Raw genomic sequence first — 20,383 nt, 5'->3', positions numbered from 1 at the left:
TCGATGCTTGCCCGGTTGTTCCATCTTCAGCCCTGGCTCTCCGAGTCGATAGCTCGCTAGTCGTCGAGACTCGACGTTCACCACCGTCCACCGGCCTCTGCAGTCTCGACGAGTAGTTTCGGCGGCTCGGAGGCTGATGCTCCGAAATACGGTCTGTTCGTGGCGTCAGTCACGTATCGGTGATTCTCGGAGTCATCCGACTGTAAACTCCATACCGCGATACGAAATCCGAATTCAGCTGATAACCGGTGGCGACGTGACTCCCCCCGAAACAGCCTGCTCCGTGTCTGAAACGGCCGTTTTCGAATCGAGTCACACACGACGACTCACCACCTCGGTGGCGCTGGCGCTCGTGTCCGGGAGCAGTGGCTCGGCGTCGCGAATTATTGGTTCATTCGGGAGATGGCCTGTCGGCCGTCGAAGTCTACAGTGCGTAGGCTTTCCCCCTTTGTAACCCGCCTGTGGAGTAGTGACTATGGTCGACGTACTCGGACACCTCGGAATGGCGATGCTGTGGGCCGCACCAGCCTGGTTCGTCTGGGAACGAAGAGTGAGCGCCGCATTCGTCGGGTTCGCACTCCTGACGGCGATGTTGCCCGACACCGACCTGGTGTTACGGCAGGTCCTCCCGGTCACCCATCACGGCGTGACACACACGGTGGTATTCGTCGTCGCGGTGGCGCTCGTCGTCGGGCCACTCCTCGCGATTGGCCTGCAGCGCGTCCTGACCCGCGTCTGGCTGCGGGGGTCGCGCCGACGATTCACCCGGCTGACCCTCGTCGGGTTCGTCGTCGCCGGCCTACTGGTCGGCGGCTTGAGCCACCTGTTCGCCGATATGCTCTCGGCTCCGGACATCGCCAAGCCGGTCCAGCCGTTCTGGCCGTTCTTCGAGAAACCGTGGTCGGTCGACGTCGTCTGGTACAACGCGCCGTGGATCAACTCGGGGCTGTTCGCCTTCGCGGCCCTGCTCAACCTCGGCCTGGCCTACTTCGATGTGGGGCCAGACCGGCGGCTCGCGATGTATCACACTATCTCTTCGACAAAACACAGACGGTAACGTCGGTCGGTGTCGGCGTTCCGATTTTCGCGCCTAGACCAGTAGCTGCACGTCGGCGTCGCCCATCTCGCTCAGGGCGCTGGCCGCGCCGACGCCAGTCGTGACGCCGTCGTAGAAGTCGGCCTCGTCGTAGCCCATTAGGTCGATGGTCATCTGACACGCCTGGAACTCGACGCCCATGTCGAGGCTGGTGTCGATGAGTTCCTCGATGGTCGCCGTGTCGTTGTCGGCGATACGCTTTTCCATCATCTTCGTCGTCGCCCGGTCCATGCCGGGGAGCGCGGCGATGGCGTTCGGGACGGGCATGTTGGGGTTCCCGACCGAACTCAGTTTGAGGCTCTTCGAGCGCTCCTCGTGGAGGATGTCGAGTCCCCAGAACGTGTGGAAGACGGTGACGTCCCAGCCGAATGCGGCCGCGGTACTCGCCAAGATGAGGGGTGGGTACGCCATGTCGAGCGTTCCTTTCGTTGCGATGATGACCATCTTCTGCTGGCCGTCGCCGACCTCGGTCTTGAGGTCGGCCAGTTCGTTCTCCAGTTCGTCGATCCGGTCACGGAGCGCGGCCGCGTCGAGTTCGTCGCTCGCGGGTGCGGTGTCCGTGTCGCCGGTGTCGGGTGTGTCGGTGCTCATGGTTTCACTCCGTCTTGCGGACGTAGTGCGTGTAGACGCCGTCGCCCTCGACCTGGTCGAGGAGTTCGACGCCGTCGGTCGTGTCGGCCCAGCCCTGCAGGTCGCTCATGCTGCCCGAGTCGGTCGCCAGCACTTCGAGCACGTCGCCGACGTCGAGGCCGTCGATGGCCTGTTTCGTCTTGACGACGGGCATGGGGCAGTTCTCGCCTTTCACGTCGAGCGTCTCGGTCGCGTCGATGTCTACGGTCATGGTTGCGTGTACTCCACAATATTGGGCTATACAATAAAAGTCTGTCGCTGGCATCCCGTGTCCTTCCCCTCTATTAATGTTCTAAATCGCGTGCAGGGCCGAAATACGGCTGGTAGTTCAACAACAGTATTGCACAGTCTACAATATTCTATGCAAACCCTTAAGTGCGGCCGGCCGGTAGCTGTGACCGAGTATGAGCGAACCCACTTTCCCCGACGCCGAGGCGTCGGTCGACAGCATCGACCCGGACCGACTGTACGAACAGGTCGACGGCGGCGACGAGGTGACCATCCTCGACGTACGCGCCACGAGCGAGTACGAGAAGTGGCACATCTCGGGCGAGAACGTCACTGATACGAACGTCCCGTACTTCGAGTTCCTCGACGGGGTCAGCGACGACCTGCTCGAACAGGTTCCGACGGGTGACCCGCTCGTCGTCATCTGCGCGAAGGAGTCGTCCAGCGAGTTCGTCGCCGGGCAGCTCATCGAAGCGGGCTACGACGCGGTCACGCTCGCCGGCGGGATGAACGAGTGGGCGCGCGTCTTCCGAGCCGAGGAAATCGCGGCGGACACCGACGCGACGGTTCTCCAGTACGAGCGCCCGTCGAGTGGCTGTCTCTCGTATCTCCTCGTCTCCGAGGGCGAGGCCGTCGTGGTCGACCCGCTCCGCGAGTTCAGCGAGCGCTACGCCGCCGACGCCGCCGCCCACGGGGCGGAACTCACCTACGCGATGGACACGCACATCCACGCCGACCACGTCAGCGGTGCCCGCGCGGTCGCCGCCGAGACCGGCGCGAAATCGGCCTACCCGAAGGCCGCACTCGACCGCGGCACCGACTTCGAACCGGACCGTGTGCTCGAAGACGGCGACGAACTGGCAGTCGGTGCCGCGACCGTGACCGTCAAGCACACGCCCGGGCACACCACGGGCATGACGAGCTATCTCCTCGACGATGCGGTCCTCTTCACCGGGGACTTCCTGTTCGTCGAGAGTGTCGCCCGGCCCGACCTGGAGGAGGGCGAAGACGGCGCTCCCGACGCGGCCCGCACCCTCTACGACTCGCTGCAAGACCTACGCGACCTCCCCGAATCGACGGTCGTCGCGCCCGGCCACGTCAGCGACAGCGCGAAACGGTCCGACGACGGCACCTACACCGACACGCTCGGTGACCTCTTCGAGCGCATGAGCGCGCTCTCGATGGACCGCGAATCGTTCGTCAAGTTCGTCCTCTCGGACATGCCGGAGCGCCCATCGAACTACGAGGACATCATCGCGACGAACCTCGGCACGCGTGCAACCGACGACGAGGAAGCGTTCGAACTGGAACTCGGCCCGAACAACTGCGCCGCGAGTCAGGAGGACCTCACCGAGCGATGATAGAGACGCTGTTCCCGAACGGTGTCAGCCACTATCTGCTGGGGGGCCTCCTCATCGGGCTGGGGACGGCCATCATCTACCTCGGTACGGGTATCATCGCCGGGGCGAGTACGTTCCTCGAATCGACGTGGTCGTACGCGTCCAGCCTGTCTCGTTTCCAGCAGTTCCGGTTCACCAGTTCGCGCGACTGGCGCGTCGTGTTCACCCTCGGTATCGTGCTCGGGGCGTTCGGCTACACCATCGCCAGCGGTGGCGACTGGGTCACCAACCACACGAACGTCGAACCGTGGCGACTGCTCGTTGGCGGCGTCCTCGTCGGCGTCGGAACCCGCGTCGGCAAGGGCTGTACGTCCGGCCACGGCGTCTGTGGCGTCGGCTCGCTCTCTGAGACGTCGCTGGTCAACGTCGCAACCTTCGTCGTAATCGCTATCGGGACCGCCAATGTGCTCGCGATGGTGATGGGCGCATGAGCAGTGCGACTGGCGAGAACGCAGCCCAAGAACGCGGCCTCGCGTTCTACAGCCTCGTCCTGCTCGGCGGCCTCGTCTTCGGCGTCGGACTCGCCGTCAGCGAGATGGCTCAGCCGGAGGTCGTCCTAGACTTCCTCCTGCTGGAGGACTTCGGCCTGCTGTTCGTCATGGGTGGTGCTGGCGTCGTCGCCGGCGTCGCCTTCTGGACGATGAGCCGCTCCGGTCGGCGCGCGCCGCTCACCGGCGACGAGTACAAACGACGGCTCAAGGACTACGACAGCAACGTCCTCGTCGGTGGAACCCTCTTCGGGATGGGCTGGGGCATCTCCGGTATCTGTCCCGGGGCCGCCTACGCCAGCCTCGGCGTCGGGAACGTCACCATCCTGTACGGGATTCTCGGGATGTTCCTCGGCGCGTACGCACAGGGCTACTGGCGGTCGAGCGGCGACGCTGACACGACGCCCTCGTCTGCGGACTGACGATTCCGCTTTTCTCGCGTCGTTCGGGTTCAGTTGCAGGGCACTCTCTTCGTCGAGCCGTCACACTTCCCAGTGCTGACAGTATCTGAATAGTTGGCGCGCGCTTCGCGCGCTGAAGACACCGATTTTCGTGACTCCAGAATGCTACGTCGATGTTTGGTAGCTACCCATAACGTATCCATAACCATGTGTAGGATACGAGGATATAATATTGTGCAATATTCCCAAAACCGTTATTACCGTACCCAGGATACAGTGTGTTGTACAGAAATCCATGAAACACACAATACTGGTGTTCGAGGTGACACACGATGTTCGGCATTGAAACACTCGGCGGAAATGCGCAGGCGGCCGCGCTCATCGCGGTCGTCCTCGCCGAAGCTGCGGTCCTCTACGCGGGGTACGGCCTGCTGGAGCGAGTCCTCGGGCCGACCGTCACGGCCGCGCTCCGGGGTGCCTGAGCGATGGAGGTTCTCGGCGTCAGTGCGGTGCTGCTCGCCACGTTCGCCGGTTTCGGCGTCCTCATCGGCATCCTATTCGGTTTCTTCGGGATGGGTGGCTCGTTCCTCGTGACGCCTGCGCTGCTCGTGATGGGCTATCCGACGGACGTAGCGGTCGGGTCCGGGCTCGCATTCGTCTTCGGAACTTCGGTCATCGCGACGCTCAAACACCGCGACCTCGGGCAGGTCGACTACAAGCTCGGTGTCTTGATGATCGCGGGCACGACCGCTGGTATCGAGGTCGGGAAACTCGGACTGGAGTGGCTCCAGCACCACGGCTACGCAGACAGCGTCGTCAGCGTCGCCTACGTCCTCTTGCTCGGTGGTATCGGCGCGTTCGTCACGTGGACAGCTCTGAAAGGCGGCGACGGCGGTCTCAGTCACGATGTTGATGAGGAGACCGAGGTGTCGGCCGACGATATCCCTGACATCGCCAAGAAGATTCAGTCGTACCGAATCCCGCCGATGATTTCGCTTCGGTCGGGTGTCAGCGTCTCCCTCTGGATGATTCTGCTCGTCGCCTTCGCCACGGGCCTGCTCTCGGGCTTCCTCGGCGTCGGTGGCGGCTTCATCCGGATGCCCGCGCTGTTCTACCTCATCGGCGTCCCGGTGCCCGTCGCAGTGGGGACCGACCTGTTCGAAATCGTCTTCTCGGGCGGCATCGGGAGCTTCCTCTACGCACAATCGGGCGCAGTCGACCTGAGTATCGTCGTTCCGCTGCTCGCCGGGAGCGCCCTCGGTGCCCGACTGGGAGCGGCTTCGACGAGTCTCGTCGACGAAGGCGAAATCAAGGTGTACTTCGGTGTGATGCTCCTGCTCGGCGCTATCGCCGTCGCCGTCCGCAAAGTTGGAAATGTCTACGAGATTCCCGTCGCGGACGCGCTCAGCCTCGCGATCATCCTCGGTGCGGCGTTGCTGGTCAGCGGTGCGGTCGTCTACAGCAGCGTGAAGGAACTCCGAAGCGCTGCCGACGCAGGCCGGGCGGCCGCCGATTGAGTGCTTCTCCCGGCCGGGTGAGGTCGTTTTGGGACAGTAGCACCGACTAACCGGCAGTGCACGGTGTTGCACGAATCGAACAAGGCTTTTACCTCCGAAACACATAGGACGAGTATACGATGGCCAACTCGATGCAGGAGTACTTACAGCAGGACATGGAGTGCGAGGGCCTACTGGAGTGTATCCACGGACTGAAAGAACTGGACAAGCAGGTGTTCGGAACCATCGTCGAGAGCCCCGAACCCCTCACCGTCGACGAAATCGCAGAGCGCGTCGACCGCGAGCGCTCGACCGCCTACCGAGCGATAAAGCGGCTCCAGCAGACCGGTTTCGTCCAGCAAGAACAGGTCAACTACGACCAGGGCGGCTACTACCACGTCTACCGGCCGGTCGCACCCGACCAGATCGCCGACGACATGCAGCGCATGCTGAACGACTGGTACGCCAAGATGGGCACGCTCATCAGCGAGTTTCGGACGAAGTACGACGAGACCGCCCCAGCGCAGTCTGCCGAACAGTAATCACATGACCGCGGACGACGGAGTCGATTCCAGAGCCGACGCGCCGAATCCGACCGAGCCTGCGGCCGACGTGACGGAGTCCGACGCCGAGACGGAGTCGAAAGCTGAGTCGGAGTCGAAAGCCGAGTCGGCTGTGACCGACACCAGTACTGGCCGGAACACGTTCGGCCCTGCCTTCGACCCGGCGAGCGAGCAGGCCAGAGACGTCGGAAAGGGCCTGCTCGAAGCGGAGATGGGGCCGAGTTCGTCGCTCGCGCACCTCTACCGTGGCGAGATTCACCGGATGAAGTTCTGGCGCGAGCGACTGGACCGGACCACGAACTGGGCCGTGACCACGCTCGCGGCCATCCTCACGTTCGCGTTCTCCAGCCCCGACCACCCGCACTACCTCATCCTCATCGCGGGGGTCATGCTGGCGACGTTCCTCGTGATGGAGTCGCGTCGGTACCGCGGTTACGACATCTGGCGCTCGCGGGTGCGTGTCCTGCAGGAGAACGTCTTCGCGCCCGGACTCGACCCGTCCAGCGAGGTCACCGACGGGAACTGGCGTCGCCGACTCAGTGAGGACTATCGTCGGCCCGTCATCAAAATCTCCTTCGAGGAGGCGATGGCACACCGACTTCGTCGGGTGTACTTGCCCCTGTTTACGGTACTCGGCGCGGCGTGGCTCGCGCGTATCCTCGTCGTCCCGACCGGGAGCGCGTGGCCCCAGACCGCGGCTGTCGGCCGACTCTCTGGCCTCGTCGTCACTGCGCTCGTCACCCTCGCGTACCTCGCACTCGTGGTCGTCGCGCTTCGCCCACGGCAGTGGCAGGCGAAAGGCGAACTGCGCGAAGAGGACTTGCAGGTCTGGGACGACTGATTTCCCTACCTCGTTTTTCGTCGGCTGAGCCACTGCAACAGCACGTCACGCCGCCAGAACAGCACGAGGCCGACGGTACAGGCGGCCAGCAGCAGTCCCACGCCCTCGACCAGACGGTTCTCCGCGAGTCCTGCGCCGGAGAGGGCCAACACCAGATACCCTGGCGCTCGTCCGAGCATCGAGACGGCCAGCACCCGGCGCAGGTCGAGTTCGCTCACACCCGCGGCGAAACAGACCACGTCGTCTGGAAACCCGGGGAGCAAGAACACGACGAATATCCCCACCAATCCGTACTGTCCGACGAACGCGTCGAAGCGTTCGAGCGCCGGGGCGGCGACGAGTCGCTCGGCGACCGGCCGCCCGTAGCGCCGCGACAGCCAGAGCGCGAGCGACGTGCCCACCATCGCGCCGGTCATACTGTAGACGAAGCCCCAGCCAGCCCCGAACAGGTAGCCCGCGGCGAACGCGAGGACCTGTCCGGGAATCGGTGCGACGATCACCTGTGCGGCCTGTAGCGCGACGAACACGACTGGCCCGAGGACGCCGAACCCCGCGACGAAGCGCTGAATCTCGTCGGGGTCGCGCAAGAACCACAGGTAACGGCCAGTCACGACCGAGCCACCGGCCAGGAGGAGGGCCGCGAGTAGCAGTCCCACCGCCACTTGCCGCCGGTCCACGTCGTCCGACAGGAATCGAAGCGCGGTCACGTCAGGTGGTTCGTCGGCAGCCACTTTCAGCGTGTCCCCCGCCGCCTATCCAGCCACGCCGCGACTGCTTCGCTCTGGTTCTCGATGACGCCCGTCCCGAACAGGGCGACGACGACCGCCCCGGCGAGGTCGAACACGAGGTCCCACATCGTATCGGAGAGGCCGTACAGCACCAGTACCGGGTCGAGGTCGAACGCGATGGCGAGTTCGCGCGCGGCGAACTCCAGTACCTCCCAGAACACGCCCATGGCGAGGGTGAACGCGAGGACGAACACCGTGACGAACTTCGGGGGGAAGTAGAGGTCGTCGCTGTGGGCGTCGATGGCCATCACAGTCGTGTAGCCGATGACCGCGATGACCGTCGCCGACAGCGTGTGGGTCATGTGGTCCCACCACCAGACCGAGTCGTAGAAGCCGAACATGCCGATGGCGTGGAGGAAGACGGCGATGCCGAGGTAGACGGTAAAGCGCGGGTCGAGTTCGATACTGAAGTCACGTTCGAGTATCGCGGGCAGTAGCGTGACGACGAGCGCGCCGAGTGCGTTGAGGACGACGCTGACGTTCCGTATCGTCATCCCGAGCACGAACACGGCGACGAGGCCGACTTGCACCGTCCGGGTCCACAGTTTCGCCCGTCCCATGCGTGAGCGTACGCGCCCCCCGTGCAAAACGCTCGTGGGCCGTCACGTGTCAGAAACTACCACGGGACAGATTTGTATAGGTCCGTGGCGTACCTGCTCCACCGATGATGGCGATGACCCACGCGCTCGCTGGCCTCGTGCTGGCGACGCTCGTGGTACAGGTGAGTGGCGGCGACCCGGCACCGTTGGTCGCTGCAGGGGTCGCCGGGAGCGTCCTGCCCGACCTCGACATCTACGCTGGACACCGAAAGACGCTGCACTTCCCGATTCTGGGCTGGGCACCGGCCGGATTCGCGGTCGCCGTCGCCCTCGCGTTCCCGGGAATCTGGACGCTCGCACTGGCGACGTTTCTCGTCGGGTTCGCGCTCCACCCCGTGATGGACTACTACGGAGGCGGACTCGAACTCCGCCCGTGGGAAGGCCGCTCCGAGAGAGCGGTGTACAGCCACTATCACGACCGATGGCTGCAACCGCGCCGCCTCGTCCCCTACGACGGATCGCCTCGGGACCTCGCGCTCGCGGGCGGACTGGCTCTTCCGGCGCTCACGTTGCCTGAACCGATTCCGCCGCTGGTGCTCGTGACGGTCGTGGCCAGTGCGGCGTACGTCGTCCTGAGAAAACGGCTGGCGTCGTTGTGGTCGACCATCGCGCACGCCCTGCCGCCGGAACTCCGCGGTCGGGTGCCCGACCGGTTCTACGAATAGCGATTTTTAACGACTGTTCGCTGTCGTCCTTCAGCCGAGCTGTTCGCCGACGATTCGGTCGCACTCGGCCACGAAGTCGTCCTCTTTCCCGCGCGGAATCGTCGCCCCAGCCGCGATGACGTGCCCGCCGCCGTCGCCGCCGACGGCCTGTGAGGCTTCGCGCATCACGACCGAGAGGTCCAGTCCCTTTCGGACCAGTGCGCCGGTTCCCCGCGAACTCACTTTCACCGCGTCCTCGCTCTCGTTCGCGAACGCGAGGATGGGTTTCGAACGGTCGATGCCCTTCGCGCCGAAGGCCATTCCGGCGACGATGCCGACGATGGTCTCGCGGATGCGGTCGTCTGCGTGGAACCACTGGACGTGCTCTTCGTGGGTCGTCCCCTCGTTCTTTACGAACTGCAGGCCCTCGGAGAGGTTTTTGCGGTGGTTCCGAAGCAGGGTTCTTGCCCGCTCCAGCGCGTCGTCGCGGTCACCCAGACACACTGCGAGCCCTACGTCTGCGCGGTCGTAGCGGGCCGTCGCGTTCAACAGCGTCGAAAATTCGCTCGCGTCTCGCAGTTCGGTGCCCTCCGGCTCCGCAGTCAGCGTGTACGTCGTCCCGACAAGCCCGTCTATCTGGTCGGCGGGGACGCCGCTTTTGACCGCTTTCTGGACCAACGCGCTGACGACGGTCTGGCGCTCGTCGGCGGAGAGGTCGACCCAGCACTTCCAGTCGTCACCGTCCCGGCAGTCGAGGTCCAGGTCGTTGAGGAACGAAATCGCCCCGTTGTGGTTGTTCGTGATACCCGGGATGAACACGTCACTCGCGTACTCCAGCAGTTTCGGGAGTTCTCGCGTCTGCTTGCCGTACACCGCGAGGTCGGTTCCGGATTCGAGGACGCCCGCGTCCACGCCGTCGGCCACGAGTTGCGCGTTCGCACCATGGAGTTCGCCATCGGTGTCCTGCATGTCACCGACTGCGCCGACTACGGCGAGCCGTGCCAAATCCCGGTTGTCGCCGTCGCCTTCGAGCGCTCGGGCGAGGACGTACGCCGCGCCCGCGCCAGACAACTCGGAGCCGCCGTCGATGCCGAACAAGAGCGGATTCAGGTGGTACTCCGTCTCTGCGTCGGCTGGCTGGTGGTGGTCTGCGATGACTGGCGTGAAGTCGCCCGCGTCCTCGTGGGGTGCGATGACGTCCAGTTGCCCGCTCCCGAAGTCGGTGAACAGCACCGTCTCGTACTCGGTCGCCGCGATAGACTCGACCGCCTCGGCATTCAGTTGCTTCTCGAAGTTCACCTCGAACGGGATGTCGGCCCGTTCGAGCGCGCTCGCCGCGACCGCCGCGCTGGTCAGGCCGTCGGCGTCGATGTGGGAGTTCAGGAGTACCTCGTCTGCCGCGCGCAGGCGGTCGGCGCACGCCGTGGCGCGGTCTGCGAGTTCCGGGACGGGAGCGGACTGGGGCATTCGTCGGTGGTTGGCGCGGTCTCGGGGATAAAGTATCGGTTGCGTCTCGTGACCGGTGGACCGGTGTGGGCGTAATCGGCCGCACGCGACGCTGTTCGTCGCCGTTCGGCAATCAGGGCGTCCTTTTTCCGCAAAACTGTCTTACTTCGTGACATGGCAGTCGACCCATCGGCCCGGCCCGAACCGGAGACCGACGCCGGGACGGTCACCGAAGAGGCGACGGTCCACGAGGAGGGCGTCGAACTGGAGCGAACTATCGGGCTCCGGGGGGCCATGGCCATCGGCGTCGGGACGATGATCGGTGCCGGAATCTTCGTCTTCCCTGGCCTCGCAGCCGGAGAAGCCGGTCCCGCGGCCGCGCTCTCGTTCGCCATCGGGGCAGTCATCGCGCTGTTGGTAGCCGTTCCGACCGCGGAACTGGCCACCGCGATGCCGAAATCTGGCGGGGGCTACTACTTCATCTCCCGTGGGCTCGGCACGCTGTTCGGAGCCGTCGTCGGTCTCTCCGTGTGGCTCGGCCTCGTGTTTGCGTCCGGCTTCTACCTCGTCGGCTTCGGCAATTACGCGGCGGCCGTCTTCACCGAAGTCGGTGTGTCCGTCTCGGGTGCGGTGGTGCCGCTCGGCCTCCTCTTCGCTGTGATACTCACCGGACTCTCATTGACGGGCACCGAGAACGCGACGAAGCTCCAGAACGTCGTCGTCGGCCTGTTACTGGTCATCCTCACTGGCTTTCTGACCTACGGGGGACTCGACGCGCTCGGCGTGTTCGGACGCGCGTCGGCCCCTGAGCGATTCTTCCGCTTCGGCGTCGCACCCGTGTTCTCGACCGCGGCGCTCGTGTTCACCTCGTACCTCGGGTTCGCACAGGTCGCGACGGTCGCGGGCGAGGTGAAGAAACCGGGGACGAACCTCCCGCTGGCGATGGTCGGGTCGGTCGTCCTCGTGGGTGTGTTCTACGTCGTGACCATCTTCGTTGCGACCAGCGCGTTCGGGAGTGCCCGACTGGAGACCTTCGGCGAGACCGCGATGGTCGAAGTCGCCCGGGACTTCTTCGGCGTTCCCGGCGCGGTCGCCATCCTGCTGGCGGGCCTGCTCGCGACCCTGTCGTCGGCGAACGCGAGCATCCTCTCGTCGTCTCGTGCTATCTACGCGCTCAGCCGTGACGCGCTGGTTCCGGCGCGGTTTCGCCGACTGAACCTGAAGTACGGGACGCCACACGTCGCCCTCATCTCGGCCGGCGGCCCGGTGCTGGTCCTCGTCGCGACCGGACAGGTGGAAATCCTCGCCGAGGTCGCCTCGTTCCTCCACCTCGTGATGTACGGGCTGATGTGCGTCGCACTCCTCGTCATCCGGCGCTCACCGCCGGAGTGGTACGAACCGGACTTCGAGGTACCCGGCGGGCCGGTGATACCGGCACTGGGCGCGGTGGCGAGCTTCGGACTCATCGCCTTCATGAAGCCCGCCTCGCAGATTATCGGCGTCGTCGTGATGCTGGTGGCGGGAGTGTGGTACTTGTACTACGCACGCGACGTTTCACTCAAAGGTGCCGTATGACCCGACGTGTACTCGTGCCGGTGCAGGTGTTGCGAGGGGAGAGCGTCTCGCCCGGCGTGGCGACGGTCCTCGCGGCGTTCTCGGTAGTCGTCCTCGGCTACCACGTCCTCCCGGAGCAGACCCCACCCGGACAGGGCAAACTGGAGTTCGAGGAGCAAGCACAGAACAAACTCGCCGACGTGGTCGACCTGTTCGCGGACGCCGGTGCGACCGTCGAGACGCGCATCGTCTTCACGCACGACGCGGAGAAGACCATCACGCGCGTCGCCAACGAGACCGACTGTGACGCCTACCTCATCCCGAACCCGACGCCCGCAGTCGAGGACGTTCTCGTACCGGTCCATCCCGCTGTCGACGTCGACCGCGTCGTCGACTACGCAGCCATACTCCTCGCAGGGCACGACGTGACCATCTCCGTGTACGCGACGGCACCGGACGAGGACGCGCTCGCCGACCGTGCCGCACTCGCCGAAGCAGCGCACGACCGGTTCGTCGACCACGGTATCGCGCCCGAACTCGTCGACACGACCGTCGAGGTCACCGACGCGCCGATTCGAGCGACCGCCACGGAGGCGACGAAACACGACCTCGTCGTGATGGGCGAACGCGCTCCCTCCCTCCGGTCGGTCGTCTTCGGCGAGGACGTCGACCAGATCGCCGAACTGTCGGTCGGACCGGTGCTCGTCGTCCGGCGACCGCCGGACCCATCAGAGACCGAGGAGTGAAGGAGACTCCTCGTGGCTGGGGACACGCCCGTCACCGGGTGCCACGGGTGTCAGCGAGCGACTATACCGGTCGCGGTCGTATCCCGAGGTATGAGCGAGGAAGCACCAGTCACCGCGGAGTATCCAGACAGCGCCTTCCGAACGACCGGCACCGACCACATCACCATCTGGGGCAGTAACGAAGCAGACACACTCGCGTTCTACCGCGACCTGCTCGGCATGCGACTCGTCCTGCGCCAGCCGAACCTCGACGACCCCTCGCAGACCCACCTGTTCTTCGACACGGGCGACGGGCGCATCCTCACCTTCTTCGTGAGCGACGACCGGCCGTCTGCTCGGGGCGTCCGCGGCGGCGTCGGTGCGGTCCACCACCTCTGTTTCAGCGTCGACCCCGACCGGTACGAGGAAGTCATGGCGGCACTCGACGACGCGGGCCACCACTACAACGTGTTCGACCGGGGCATCTTCCACTCCATCTACACCAAGGACAACAACGGCCTCGTCATCGAACTCTCCACGGACAAGTACGACATCCCGGACGACCGACGCGCAGACGTCCTCGCCACGGCGCAGCGACTCCGCGAGGAAGACGGCGCGGACTACGCGAAGGACGAACACCTCGCGGGCGCGCTCGAAGAACTCGGCCTGGACGCGACGCCGAACGACCTGCCCGACGCGTCGTCGGGCGTCGGCGGCGTGCAGTAGACGAATTCGGCCAAATCCCTTCTCGACGACCGCTATTCCGCACGAGAGACGCGTTTTCGTGGCTTCCCTCGCAGTTCGGGCTCGCTGTGCGAGACGGATTTCATATCGTGAGATACAGTTTATATTGGTGTTTCGACTCCTGAGTAGCAATCCACGGCAACAGTCGCACAGACGGCTCTCGATACCGAATTCGTCAGTTCAGCTACCCACTCGGAGGAAAATCGGGTCGGCCGCTCAGTCGTGATACGTCGGCGCGGCTTCCTCGACGACCGCACACGCCAGTTCCTCGAAATCTGCATTCTCTGGAACCACGTCGACGCGAATACCGAGTGACTCAGCCGTCTCGCGGGTCGGCTCGCCGATGACGCCGACGACAGCCTCGTTCAAGCCAGCGAGTGCTTCAGCCCGCACCCCGCGTTCCTCGGCGAGTGAGACGAAGTTCTCCACCGTGAGCGAGGAGGTGAACGCGGCGGCGTCGAGGTCGCCATCGACGGCCATGTCGACGGACACGCCAGCCCCGGCAGGCCGAACGAGTTCGTACAGCACCGTGTGGTGGACGAAGGCGTTCGCGTCCCACAGCCCCTCCAGCAACACGTCGCTGCCGTGGTCACTGCGGGCGATTTCGACCGTCGCGTCCTCGACCTCGTCTGCGAGCGTCGCGACCAGTCCCGTCGAAGAGTACTCGTCGGGGACGATGTCCACGTCGTAGCCTTGCTCACGCAATGCGGCGGCGGTCGCTGGGCCGATGGCACAGACGGTCGTCTCGCCGGGGTTCCAGTCCGCTGCCCGAGCGAGTTCCGCGCCGGTCTTGCTCGTCAGGATGGTGTAGTTCGCCCCTTCGCGTGGGCCGAGGCCCGACGGTTTGACCTCCAACATCGGGTCGGCGACGGGGGTCGCACCGAGCGACTCGACGAGTTCGACCGCGTTCGCCAGCCGCTCGTCGTCCGGGCGAAACACGGCGACGGAGAGGTCACGGGTCGTCATCGGAGGAAGTGGAGCACCTCCTCGCGGGTGCCCGCGACGTCGCCGATGACGGTGATTGCGGGCGGTTCGATGCCTGCTGCGTCCCGAACGTCGACGATGGTGTCGAGGGTCCCCGTCGCCACACGCATGTCTTCCCACGTCGCGCGCTCGACCAGCGCGACTGGCGTCTCCGGGTCCATACCGGCGTCACGCAGCGCCTGCGTGTAGTCGGGCAACTTGCCGACGCCCATCAGGACGACGATGGTGCCGCCCGTCGCGGCCAGTGCGTCCCAGTTCACGCTGGACTCGTCCTTCGTCGGGTCTTCGTGGCCCGTGACGAACGAGACAGACGAGGCGTGGTCGCGGTGCGTGACGGGGATGCCAGCCACGCCGGGACCGGCGATGGCCGAGGTGATGCCGGGGACGTACTCGAACGGAATCCCGTTCGCAGCGAGGTGTTGGGCCTCCTCGCCGCCGCGACCGAAGACGAACGAGTCGCCGCCTTTCAGCCGCACGACGGTCTTGCCCTCCCGAGCGAGTTCGACCAGTCTGGCGTTGATGTCGGCCTGACTGGTTCGTTCGCCACCGGCGCGTTTCCCCACGTCTTCGCGCTTCTCTTCGGGAATTAGGCCGATGATCTCCGGGCCGGGAAGCTTGTCGTGCAGGACTACGTCGGCCGATTCGAGCAGTCGCTTCGCCTTGACGGTGAGCAGTTCCGGGTCACCGGGGCCGCTACCGACGAGGTAGACCGTTCCGGGGCTGTCGGCCGCTTCGGCGTCGCTGTCACTCGATTCCGCGTCGGTCGGGCCGCTCATTGCTCGCGGGCGGCAGCGACGAACTCCGCTGCGCCTTTCTCGCTGAGGTTGTCGGCGAACTCGCGTGCAGCACGCGCGTGGGTCTCGATTGGGAGGTCACGGCGTTCCTGGACGACATCCTCGCCCTCGGGGTCGAACACCTGCACCTCGGTCCGGACGTACTCACCTTGTACTATCGCGTGGACGCCGATTGGGGCGACACAGCCGCCGTTGAGTGCCCCGAGGACGGTCCGTTCGACCGTCGTCTCGACACGGGTCCGCGGGAAGTCGAGGGCAGTGTTGAGGGCGTCAGCGGTTTCGCCGGCCGTCGCCGTAATCGCCAGTGCGCCCTGCCCGGCGGCCGGGACGAACTCGTCGGGGGCGAGCGGTTCGAAGGAGACGTAGTGGTCCAGCCCGGACCGGCGAATCCCCGCCTCTGCGAGGACGATAGCGTCGTACTCGGTCTCGATTTCGCGGCCGAGCGCCTGCTTTTTGAGTTCCGAGAGGCCGTCGAACCAGTCGTCGACCGTCTCGTCGAATTCGGGCTCGAAGTCCTCGTTCCCGGTGTTGCCTTTGCGCTCTTTGTCGGCCTCGCTGCGGGCTTCGTGTTCCGCTTGCAGCGCGGGCGCGAGCAACTTCTCGATACGGGTGTCGACGTTGCCGCGCAGGGGTTCGACTTCCAGGTCGTCGCGGTGGTGGCGAATCTGGGCCTGTCGGCGTAGTGACGACGTCCCGACGACGCTCTCCGGTTCGAGGTCGTCGAGCGAGGAGCCATCGGGCGTGATGAGCACGTCGTTCGCCGGGCCGCGCTCGGGAATGCCCGCGACGACGAGGTCGTCGGGCATCTCGGTCGGCATGTCCTTCATCGAGTGGACGGCCGCGTCGACGTCGCCGTCGAGCACTTTCTCGTCGAGGGAACGGACGAACGCGCCCGTCTTCCCGAGGTTCTGTATCAACTCGTCGCGTATCCGGTCGCCCTCCGTCTCGACTTCGACCAGCTCCACCTCGTAGTGCTGGTCTTCGAGGGCGTCCCGGACCGTCGTCGCCTGTCGCATGGCCAGGTCGGAGCCACGTGTGGCGAGTTTGATGGTCCCGCGTGTTCGCATGGACGGGAATCAGCGGCCGAGGGTGAAAAGCCCTCCAGTTTGTCTCGCCACGTCGTCTGCGGCGTCGGTTCGATGAGGTGGCGACTTTCGAGTATCGAATCGGCAGGTTTCGACCGGTTCGGAATCGCTGGGTGCTGTCCGGCTGTAACTGCCCGCCACTGTCGATAAATCGAAGCTCGCTATATCAAATCCCTCCGGCGAGCGATTACCGTGTAGAACGGATCGCCGCTCATCCCCGGTAAGACGGAGTGTCTCGGCTCTCTCACTGTCTCGACCACCTCGAACCCCGATTCTTCGCAGTATCGGACGACGAGGTCACGTCGCTCGTCCATCGACGTCTCGCGCCACGCCCGAATCGCCTTCTGCCAGAACGTCCGGTTCGAAAAGGAGACGACGAGGACGCCATCGGGTTGGAGGACGCGGGCAAATTCGCGGAACACCGCCATCGGATACTGCAGGTACTGCACCGAGACGGCACACAGCACCGCGTCGAACGTCTCGTCGGCGAACGGGAGCGACTGGTTCTCGTTCAGGTTCTGGACGACGAAATCGTCCAGTCGCGGATTCTCCGCGAGTTCGGCCTCGTTCAGCCCGTGGCCGACGACGCGCTCGAACTTGCGGTCGTCCGGGAGGTGTGACACCCAACTCGACATCGCGTCGAGGACCACGTCGCCGTCGGCGAGACGGGTCCGATACAGGTCGGTGAGGCGACGGCGAAAGCCCGAATCGACGTGTTGGACCAGCCGCGGCTGGTCGTAGAACTCCTCGTCCGGGCCGTCGTCGAGGCGCTGGCGGTCCGATTCGGAGAGGACCGAGTCGTCTGGCATTGGCTACCGGTAGGGGAGTCACGAAGAAAGAAGTCGCGCAGTGCTGACCAGCTACAGCGCTTCCCGATACGCGTCCAGCGTCTCCTCCACGTCTTCTTGCGTGTGGCCGTAGGAGACGAACTGCGCCTCGAACTGGTTCTGACTGAGGAAGATACCCTGTTCTTTCATCTTGGGCCAGAACAACCGCCGCCAGCGGTCGGTCTCGGCGCGGGCCACGTCTGCACCGTTCTTCGGGCAGTAGTCGTAGCGTGGGCAGCCAGGGTCCTGCTGACAGCCCGCCTCACACTGGCCCTCCAGGTCGTTCGGCCCTTCGCGGGTGAAGATGACCTTGAACAGCGAGTCGGTGCCGACGACGGTGTACTCGGGGGCGACCTCGGCACAGATTTCCGTGAGGCCGTGGCGGAGTTTGTCCCCGAGGCGGTTCACGTGGTCGTACACGTCGTTCTCGGCGGCGAATTTGAGGGTCTCCAGCCCGGCGGCCATCGTCACGGGGTGGCCCGAGAAGGTGCCCGCCTGGAACACGTCGCCGGAGGGGGTGAAGTGGCGAACGATGTCGGCCTTGCCGCCGATTGCTCCGACCGGGAAGCCGCCACCGATGATTTTGCCGAAGGTCGTGAGGTCCGGGTCGATGTCGAACTTGCCCTGCGCGCACTGGAGGCCGCCGACGCGGAAGCCGGTGATGACCTCGTCGAAGACCAAGAGAGAATCGTTGTCCTCACAGAGGTCTTCGAGGGTCTCGTGGTAGCCCTCTTCGGGCATGACGATACCGTAGTTCGCGAGGACTGGTTCGACGAGTACACAGGCGATGTCGTCGCCGTGGCGCTCGAACACGTCGCGCGCGGCGTCGGCGTCGTTGAACGGGATGGCGATAGTGTGGTCTGCGAAGTCGTCGGGGATACCGGGACTCGACGGGTGCAGGTCACCGCCTTCGCCCTCGACCAGCGTGGAGTCGTTCGCGCCGTGGTAGCTACCCTGCATGACGACGACCTTGTCGCGGCCGGTGTAGGCCCGGGCGAGTCGGACTGCGGAGACGGTCGCCTCGGTCCCCGAGTTGACGAAGCGAATCATCTCGACGCTCGGGACGTGGCGCGTGACGAACTCGGCGTGTTCGACCTCGATTTCGGTCGGCGCGCCGAACATCGGGCCGGAACTCGCGTGCTTCTGTACGGCGGCGGTGACGGGTTGAGGCAAGTCGTGGCCGAGCAGCAGGGGACCGAGACCCTGCACCCAGTCGATGTAGCGGTTGCCGTCCGCGTCGATGACGTGCCCGCCGTCGCCGCTGTCGACGAAGAACGGATACGGTTCGATGGCCGCGCGTACCGCGGAGTTCACCCCACCGGGCATGACCGAGAGCGCCCGGTCGTAGAGGTTCCGCGAGTTCTGCTCGTTCATGGCCGGGCGTTCGCGGGCGGGCGTAAAAGGATTGACCCACTGGGGCATCGTTCGCCACAGTCGGAATCATGTTGAGCGTTCCCACCACGCAAGCGATATTTCGGGGGCTCTCCTCGGTCCGATTGTGAACCGCCAGGAGAACGCACTCGGTTTTCTCGCACTCGCCGCCCTCTGGGGTGCGTCGTATCCAGCCATCCGCGCCGCGAGAGACGGCGTCGAGCCGTTGCTCATGGCTGCGATTCGGTTCGACGCCATCGGCCTCATCGTCCTCGCCTACGCACTCGTCCGTGGCCAGCGAATCGTGCCGACGAGCGCGGACCTGCGGAGCGTCCTCGTCGGCGGCGTCGGTATCGTCGCCGTCCACAACGGCCTGCTCTTCGCCGGACAGGCACGGGTCTCGGGTGCGGTCGGTGCGGTCGTCCTCGCGACGGTCCCCATCTGGAGCGTCGGCTTCGCGGCTGCGTTCCTCGACACCGCCCGTCCGACACTCCCGCGTATCGCGGGCGTCTGTCTCGGACTCGTCGGCGTCACGCTCCTCGCCGTCCCCGGGCCGACCGCGGTCGACGCGCCCGACTCGCTCGGGGTCGCGCTCTTGCTCGCCTCCGCGGTCGCATTCGCACTCGCCGCCGTCGGGTTGCGTCGCCAGACGCCGACGCTCGACGTGGCCGCTCGGCAGGGCTGGATGATGCTCGTTGGTGGGCCGCTGCTACACGTCGGCAGTCTCGTCGCCGGTGAATCACAGGCCGTCGCCGTCACGCCTCGCGTCGCAGTCGCGTTCGGTTACCTCGTGCTGGCCGCCGGTGTGGTCGGCTACCTGCTGTACTTCGCGCTGCTGGACAGACTCGGGCCAGTCGAAATCAACCTCGTCGGCTACGTCGCACCAGTGTTTGCCGCACTCGTCGGCTGGTCGTTACTGGAAGAGACCATCTCGGGGGGAACCATCGCCGGGTTCCTCGTCATCTGCGTGGGCTTCGCGCTGGTCAAGCACCAGGCGCTCCGCGACGCGGTCGCCTGAGGTGGGCGATGGCCTCCTCGTCCGAGACCTGTCCGAACTGGTCGTAGAACTGACCGACGGCGGCGAAGTGTGGCGGTGTCTCGACGGCGATGACGTCGTCGGCGACGGTGCGGAGTTCCTCCACGGTGCCCGGCGGTGCGACCGGCACCGCGACCGTAACCCACGCGGCACCCGCGTTCCGGAGTGACTCGACGCAGGCGAACATGGTCGCGCCGGTCGCCACACCGTCGTCCACGACGACGACGCGTTTCTCAGCCACGTCGACCGGGTCGCCGACGACGTACCGGTCCTGTTTCTCTCGTGCGATGCGCGCCACGCGCTGGCGCTCGGCTTCGACGTACGGTTCGTCCACGCGGAGTCGCCGAATGAGCCCGTCGTTTCGCCAGATGCTCCCGTCGGCCGCGACTGCGCCGATGGCGAGTTCGGGGTTGTTCGGTGCACCGAGCTTCTTCGCGACGACGACGCCGAGTGGGACGCCGAGTTCGTCCGCGACGATTCGGCCGACGGGGACACCGCCGCGCGGGACGGCGACGACCACGTCGGCCCCGACGTCGTGTTCGTCGAGCGTTTCGGCGAGTCGCTCACCAGCGTCTCGTCTATCGCTGAAGGGCATGTGAAGAAGTAACGCGCGAAAAGGGAAGCCGCTTACTCCTCCGGTTCG

General features: G+C 65.4%; 24 protein-coding genes. 13 read left to right on the top strand and 11 right to left on the bottom strand.

Annotated elements, in window-relative coordinates; translation table 11 throughout:
* Positions 1 to 475: 475 nt before the first annotated feature.
* Positions 476 to 1,057 carry a metal-dependent hydrolase gene (locus ACSC1P_RS09400; RefSeq protein ID WP_435359886.1) on the top strand — a complete coding sequence of 194 codons (582 nt, stop codon included), beginning with the start codon at positions 476 to 478 and terminating at the stop codon, positions 1,055 to 1,057.
* Positions 1,058 to 1,090: 33 nt separating this feature from the next.
* Here the strand turns inward: ACSC1P_RS09400 and ACSC1P_RS09395 are convergent, their stop codons facing one another.
* Together ACSC1P_RS09395 and ACSC1P_RS09390 are read right to left on the bottom strand one after the other, a co-directional pair.
* Positions 1,091 to 1,687: a DsrE/DsrF/DrsH-like family protein gene (locus tag ACSC1P_RS09395; RefSeq protein ID WP_435359885.1), complete on the bottom strand. Its 597-nt coding sequence runs from the start codon at positions 1,685 to 1,687 to the stop codon at positions 1,091 to 1,093.
* A 4-nt stretch (positions 1,688 to 1,691) separates the two neighbouring features.
* Positions 1,692 to 1,937 carry a sulfurtransferase TusA family protein gene (locus tag ACSC1P_RS09390; RefSeq protein WP_435359884.1) on the bottom strand — a complete coding sequence of 82 codons (246 nt, stop codon included), beginning with the start codon at positions 1,935 to 1,937 and terminating at the stop codon, positions 1,692 to 1,694.
* 193 nt (positions 1,938 to 2,130) lie between these two features.
* On the opposite strand from ACSC1P_RS09390, the gene ACSC1P_RS09385 reads away from it, so the two are divergent.
* The 7 genes from ACSC1P_RS09385 (at position 2,131) to ACSC1P_RS09355 (ending at position 7,143) form a co-directional block, all read left to right on the top strand.
* Positions 2,131 to 3,315, top strand: coding sequence for an MBL fold metallo-hydrolase (locus tag ACSC1P_RS09385; RefSeq protein ID WP_435359883.1), 1,185 nt, complete (start codon positions 2,131 to 2,133; stop codon positions 3,313 to 3,315).
* Positions 3,312 to 3,785, top strand: coding sequence for a YeeE/YedE family protein (locus ACSC1P_RS09380; RefSeq protein WP_435359882.1), 474 nt, complete (start codon positions 3,312 to 3,314; stop codon positions 3,783 to 3,785). Before ACSC1P_RS09385 ends, ACSC1P_RS09380 begins: the two co-directional genes overlap by 4 nt.
* On the top strand, positions 3,782 to 4,264 hold the full coding sequence (locus ACSC1P_RS09375; RefSeq protein WP_435359881.1) for a DUF6691 family protein: 483 nt from the start codon (positions 3,782 to 3,784) through the stop codon (positions 4,262 to 4,264). Before ACSC1P_RS09380 ends, ACSC1P_RS09375 begins: the two co-directional genes overlap by 4 nt.
* Positions 4,265 to 4,575: 311 nt before the next feature.
* The gene (locus ACSC1P_RS09370) at positions 4,576 to 4,725 is read left to right on the top strand and encodes a DUF7512 family protein (protein WP_435359880.1); all 150 of its coding nucleotides are present in this window, start codon (positions 4,576 to 4,578) and stop codon (positions 4,723 to 4,725) included.
* Positions 4,726 to 4,728: 3 nt separating this feature from the next.
* The gene (locus tag ACSC1P_RS09365; protein ID WP_435359879.1) at positions 4,729 to 5,760 is read left to right on the top strand and encodes a sulfite exporter TauE/SafE family protein; all 1,032 of its coding nucleotides are present in this window, start codon (positions 4,729 to 4,731) and stop codon (positions 5,758 to 5,760) included.
* 119 nt (positions 5,761 to 5,879) lie between these two features.
* Positions 5,880 to 6,281 (top strand): helix-turn-helix domain-containing protein, encoded by a 402-nt coding sequence (locus tag ACSC1P_RS09360; protein WP_435359878.1) that lies wholly within the window; start codon positions 5,880 to 5,882, stop codon positions 6,279 to 6,281.
* Between the two features lie 4 nt (positions 6,282 to 6,285).
* Positions 6,286 to 7,143, top strand: a complete 858-nt coding sequence (locus ACSC1P_RS09355) for a DUF2270 domain-containing protein (protein WP_435359877.1) — start codon at positions 6,286 to 6,288, stop codon at positions 7,141 to 7,143.
* A gap of 5 nt (positions 7,144 to 7,148) precedes the next feature.
* Here ACSC1P_RS09355 and ACSC1P_RS09350 read toward each other — a convergent pair whose 3' ends face one another.
* Together ACSC1P_RS09350 and ACSC1P_RS09345 are read right to left on the bottom strand one after the other, a co-directional pair.
* Positions 7,149 to 7,874 (bottom strand): TVP38/TMEM64 family protein, encoded by a 726-nt coding sequence (locus ACSC1P_RS09350; RefSeq protein WP_435359876.1) that lies wholly within the window; start codon positions 7,872 to 7,874, stop codon positions 7,149 to 7,151.
* A 2-nt stretch (positions 7,875 to 7,876) separates the two neighbouring features.
* Positions 7,877 to 8,491 (bottom strand): DUF2238 domain-containing protein, encoded by a 615-nt coding sequence (locus tag ACSC1P_RS09345; RefSeq protein WP_435359875.1) that lies wholly within the window; start codon positions 8,489 to 8,491, stop codon positions 7,877 to 7,879.
* 104 nt (positions 8,492 to 8,595) lie between these two features.
* Between ACSC1P_RS09345 and ACSC1P_RS09340 the strand changes: the two genes are divergently transcribed.
* Positions 8,596 to 9,195: a metal-dependent hydrolase gene (locus tag ACSC1P_RS09340; RefSeq protein WP_435359874.1), complete on the top strand. Its 600-nt coding sequence runs from the start codon at positions 8,596 to 8,598 to the stop codon at positions 9,193 to 9,195.
* A 30-nt stretch (positions 9,196 to 9,225) separates the two neighbouring features.
* Here the strand turns inward: ACSC1P_RS09340 and recJ are convergent, their stop codons facing one another.
* Complete coding sequence (gene recJ, locus ACSC1P_RS09335; protein WP_435359873.1) at positions 9,226 to 10,641, bottom strand: RecJ family nuclease; 1,416 nt, start codon at positions 10,639 to 10,641, stop codon at positions 9,226 to 9,228.
* A 153-nt stretch (positions 10,642 to 10,794) separates the two neighbouring features.
* Here recJ and ACSC1P_RS09330 point away from each other — a divergent pair, with 153 nt between their 5' ends.
* The 3 genes from ACSC1P_RS09330 (at position 10,795) to ACSC1P_RS09320 (ending at position 13,625) form a co-directional block, all read left to right on the top strand.
* Entirely contained in the window at positions 10,795 to 12,195 is a 1,401-nt protein-coding gene (locus ACSC1P_RS09330; RefSeq protein WP_435359872.1) for an APC family permease, read from the top strand.
* The gene (locus ACSC1P_RS09325) at positions 12,192 to 12,920 is read left to right on the top strand and encodes a universal stress protein (RefSeq protein ID WP_435359871.1); all 729 of its coding nucleotides are present in this window, start codon (positions 12,192 to 12,194) and stop codon (positions 12,918 to 12,920) included. Before ACSC1P_RS09330 ends, ACSC1P_RS09325 begins: the two co-directional genes overlap by 4 nt.
* Positions 12,921 to 13,010: 90 nt before the next feature.
* The gene (locus ACSC1P_RS09320; RefSeq protein ID WP_435359870.1) at positions 13,011 to 13,625 is read left to right on the top strand and encodes a VOC family protein; all 615 of its coding nucleotides are present in this window, start codon (positions 13,011 to 13,013) and stop codon (positions 13,623 to 13,625) included.
* 234 nt (positions 13,626 to 13,859) lie between these two features.
* Here the strand turns inward: ACSC1P_RS09320 and ACSC1P_RS09315 are convergent, their stop codons facing one another.
* The 5 genes from ACSC1P_RS09315 to hemL all read right to left on the bottom strand — a co-directional run bounded on the left by ACSC1P_RS09315 (position 13,860) and on the right by hemL (position 18,707).
* Positions 13,860 to 14,609 carry a uroporphyrinogen-III synthase gene (locus tag ACSC1P_RS09315; RefSeq protein WP_435359869.1) on the bottom strand — a complete coding sequence of 250 codons (750 nt, stop codon included), beginning with the start codon at positions 14,607 to 14,609 and terminating at the stop codon, positions 13,860 to 13,862.
* Positions 14,606 to 15,403 carry a uroporphyrinogen-III C-methyltransferase gene (gene cobA, locus ACSC1P_RS09310; RefSeq protein WP_435359868.1) on the bottom strand — a complete coding sequence of 266 codons (798 nt, stop codon included), beginning with the start codon at positions 15,401 to 15,403 and terminating at the stop codon, positions 14,606 to 14,608. The genes ACSC1P_RS09315 and cobA overlap by 4 nt, the downstream gene beginning before the upstream one ends.
* Positions 15,400 to 16,488, bottom strand: a complete 1,089-nt coding sequence (gene hemC, locus ACSC1P_RS09305) for a hydroxymethylbilane synthase (RefSeq protein WP_435359867.1) — start codon at positions 16,486 to 16,488, stop codon at positions 15,400 to 15,402. Before hemC ends, cobA begins: the two co-directional genes overlap by 4 nt.
* A 179-nt stretch (positions 16,489 to 16,667) precedes the next feature.
* The gene (locus ACSC1P_RS09300) at positions 16,668 to 17,315 is read right to left on the bottom strand and encodes a class I SAM-dependent methyltransferase (protein ID WP_435359866.1); all 648 of its coding nucleotides are present in this window, start codon (positions 17,313 to 17,315) and stop codon (positions 16,668 to 16,670) included.
* Positions 17,316 to 17,366: 51 nt separating this feature from the next.
* Positions 17,367 to 18,707, bottom strand: coding sequence for a glutamate-1-semialdehyde 2,1-aminomutase (hemL, locus tag ACSC1P_RS09295; RefSeq protein WP_435359865.1), 1,341 nt, complete (start codon positions 18,705 to 18,707; stop codon positions 17,367 to 17,369).
* A 124-nt stretch (positions 18,708 to 18,831) separates the two neighbouring features.
* Here hemL and ACSC1P_RS09290 point away from each other — a divergent pair, with 124 nt between their 5' ends.
* Positions 18,832 to 19,722: a DMT family transporter gene (locus tag ACSC1P_RS09290; RefSeq protein ID WP_435359864.1), complete on the top strand. Its 891-nt coding sequence runs from the start codon at positions 18,832 to 18,834 to the stop codon at positions 19,720 to 19,722.
* Here the strand turns inward: ACSC1P_RS09290 and ACSC1P_RS09285 are convergent.
* On the bottom strand, positions 19,688 to 20,335 hold the full coding sequence (locus ACSC1P_RS09285) for a phosphoribosyltransferase (protein ID WP_435359863.1): 648 nt from the start codon (positions 20,333 to 20,335) through the stop codon (positions 19,688 to 19,690). The genes ACSC1P_RS09290 and ACSC1P_RS09285 overlap by 35 nt on opposite strands.
* Positions 20,336 to 20,383 lie beyond the last annotated feature (48 nt).

Source organism: Haloarchaeobius caseinilyticus, from assembly GCF_051207395.1.
Taxonomy (GTDB): Archaea; Halobacteriota; Halobacteria; order Halobacteriales; family Natrialbaceae; genus Haloarchaeobius.
The sequence above is the reverse complement of the archived record's forward strand: the minus strand, read 5'-3'. Positions and strand labels throughout refer to the sequence as shown.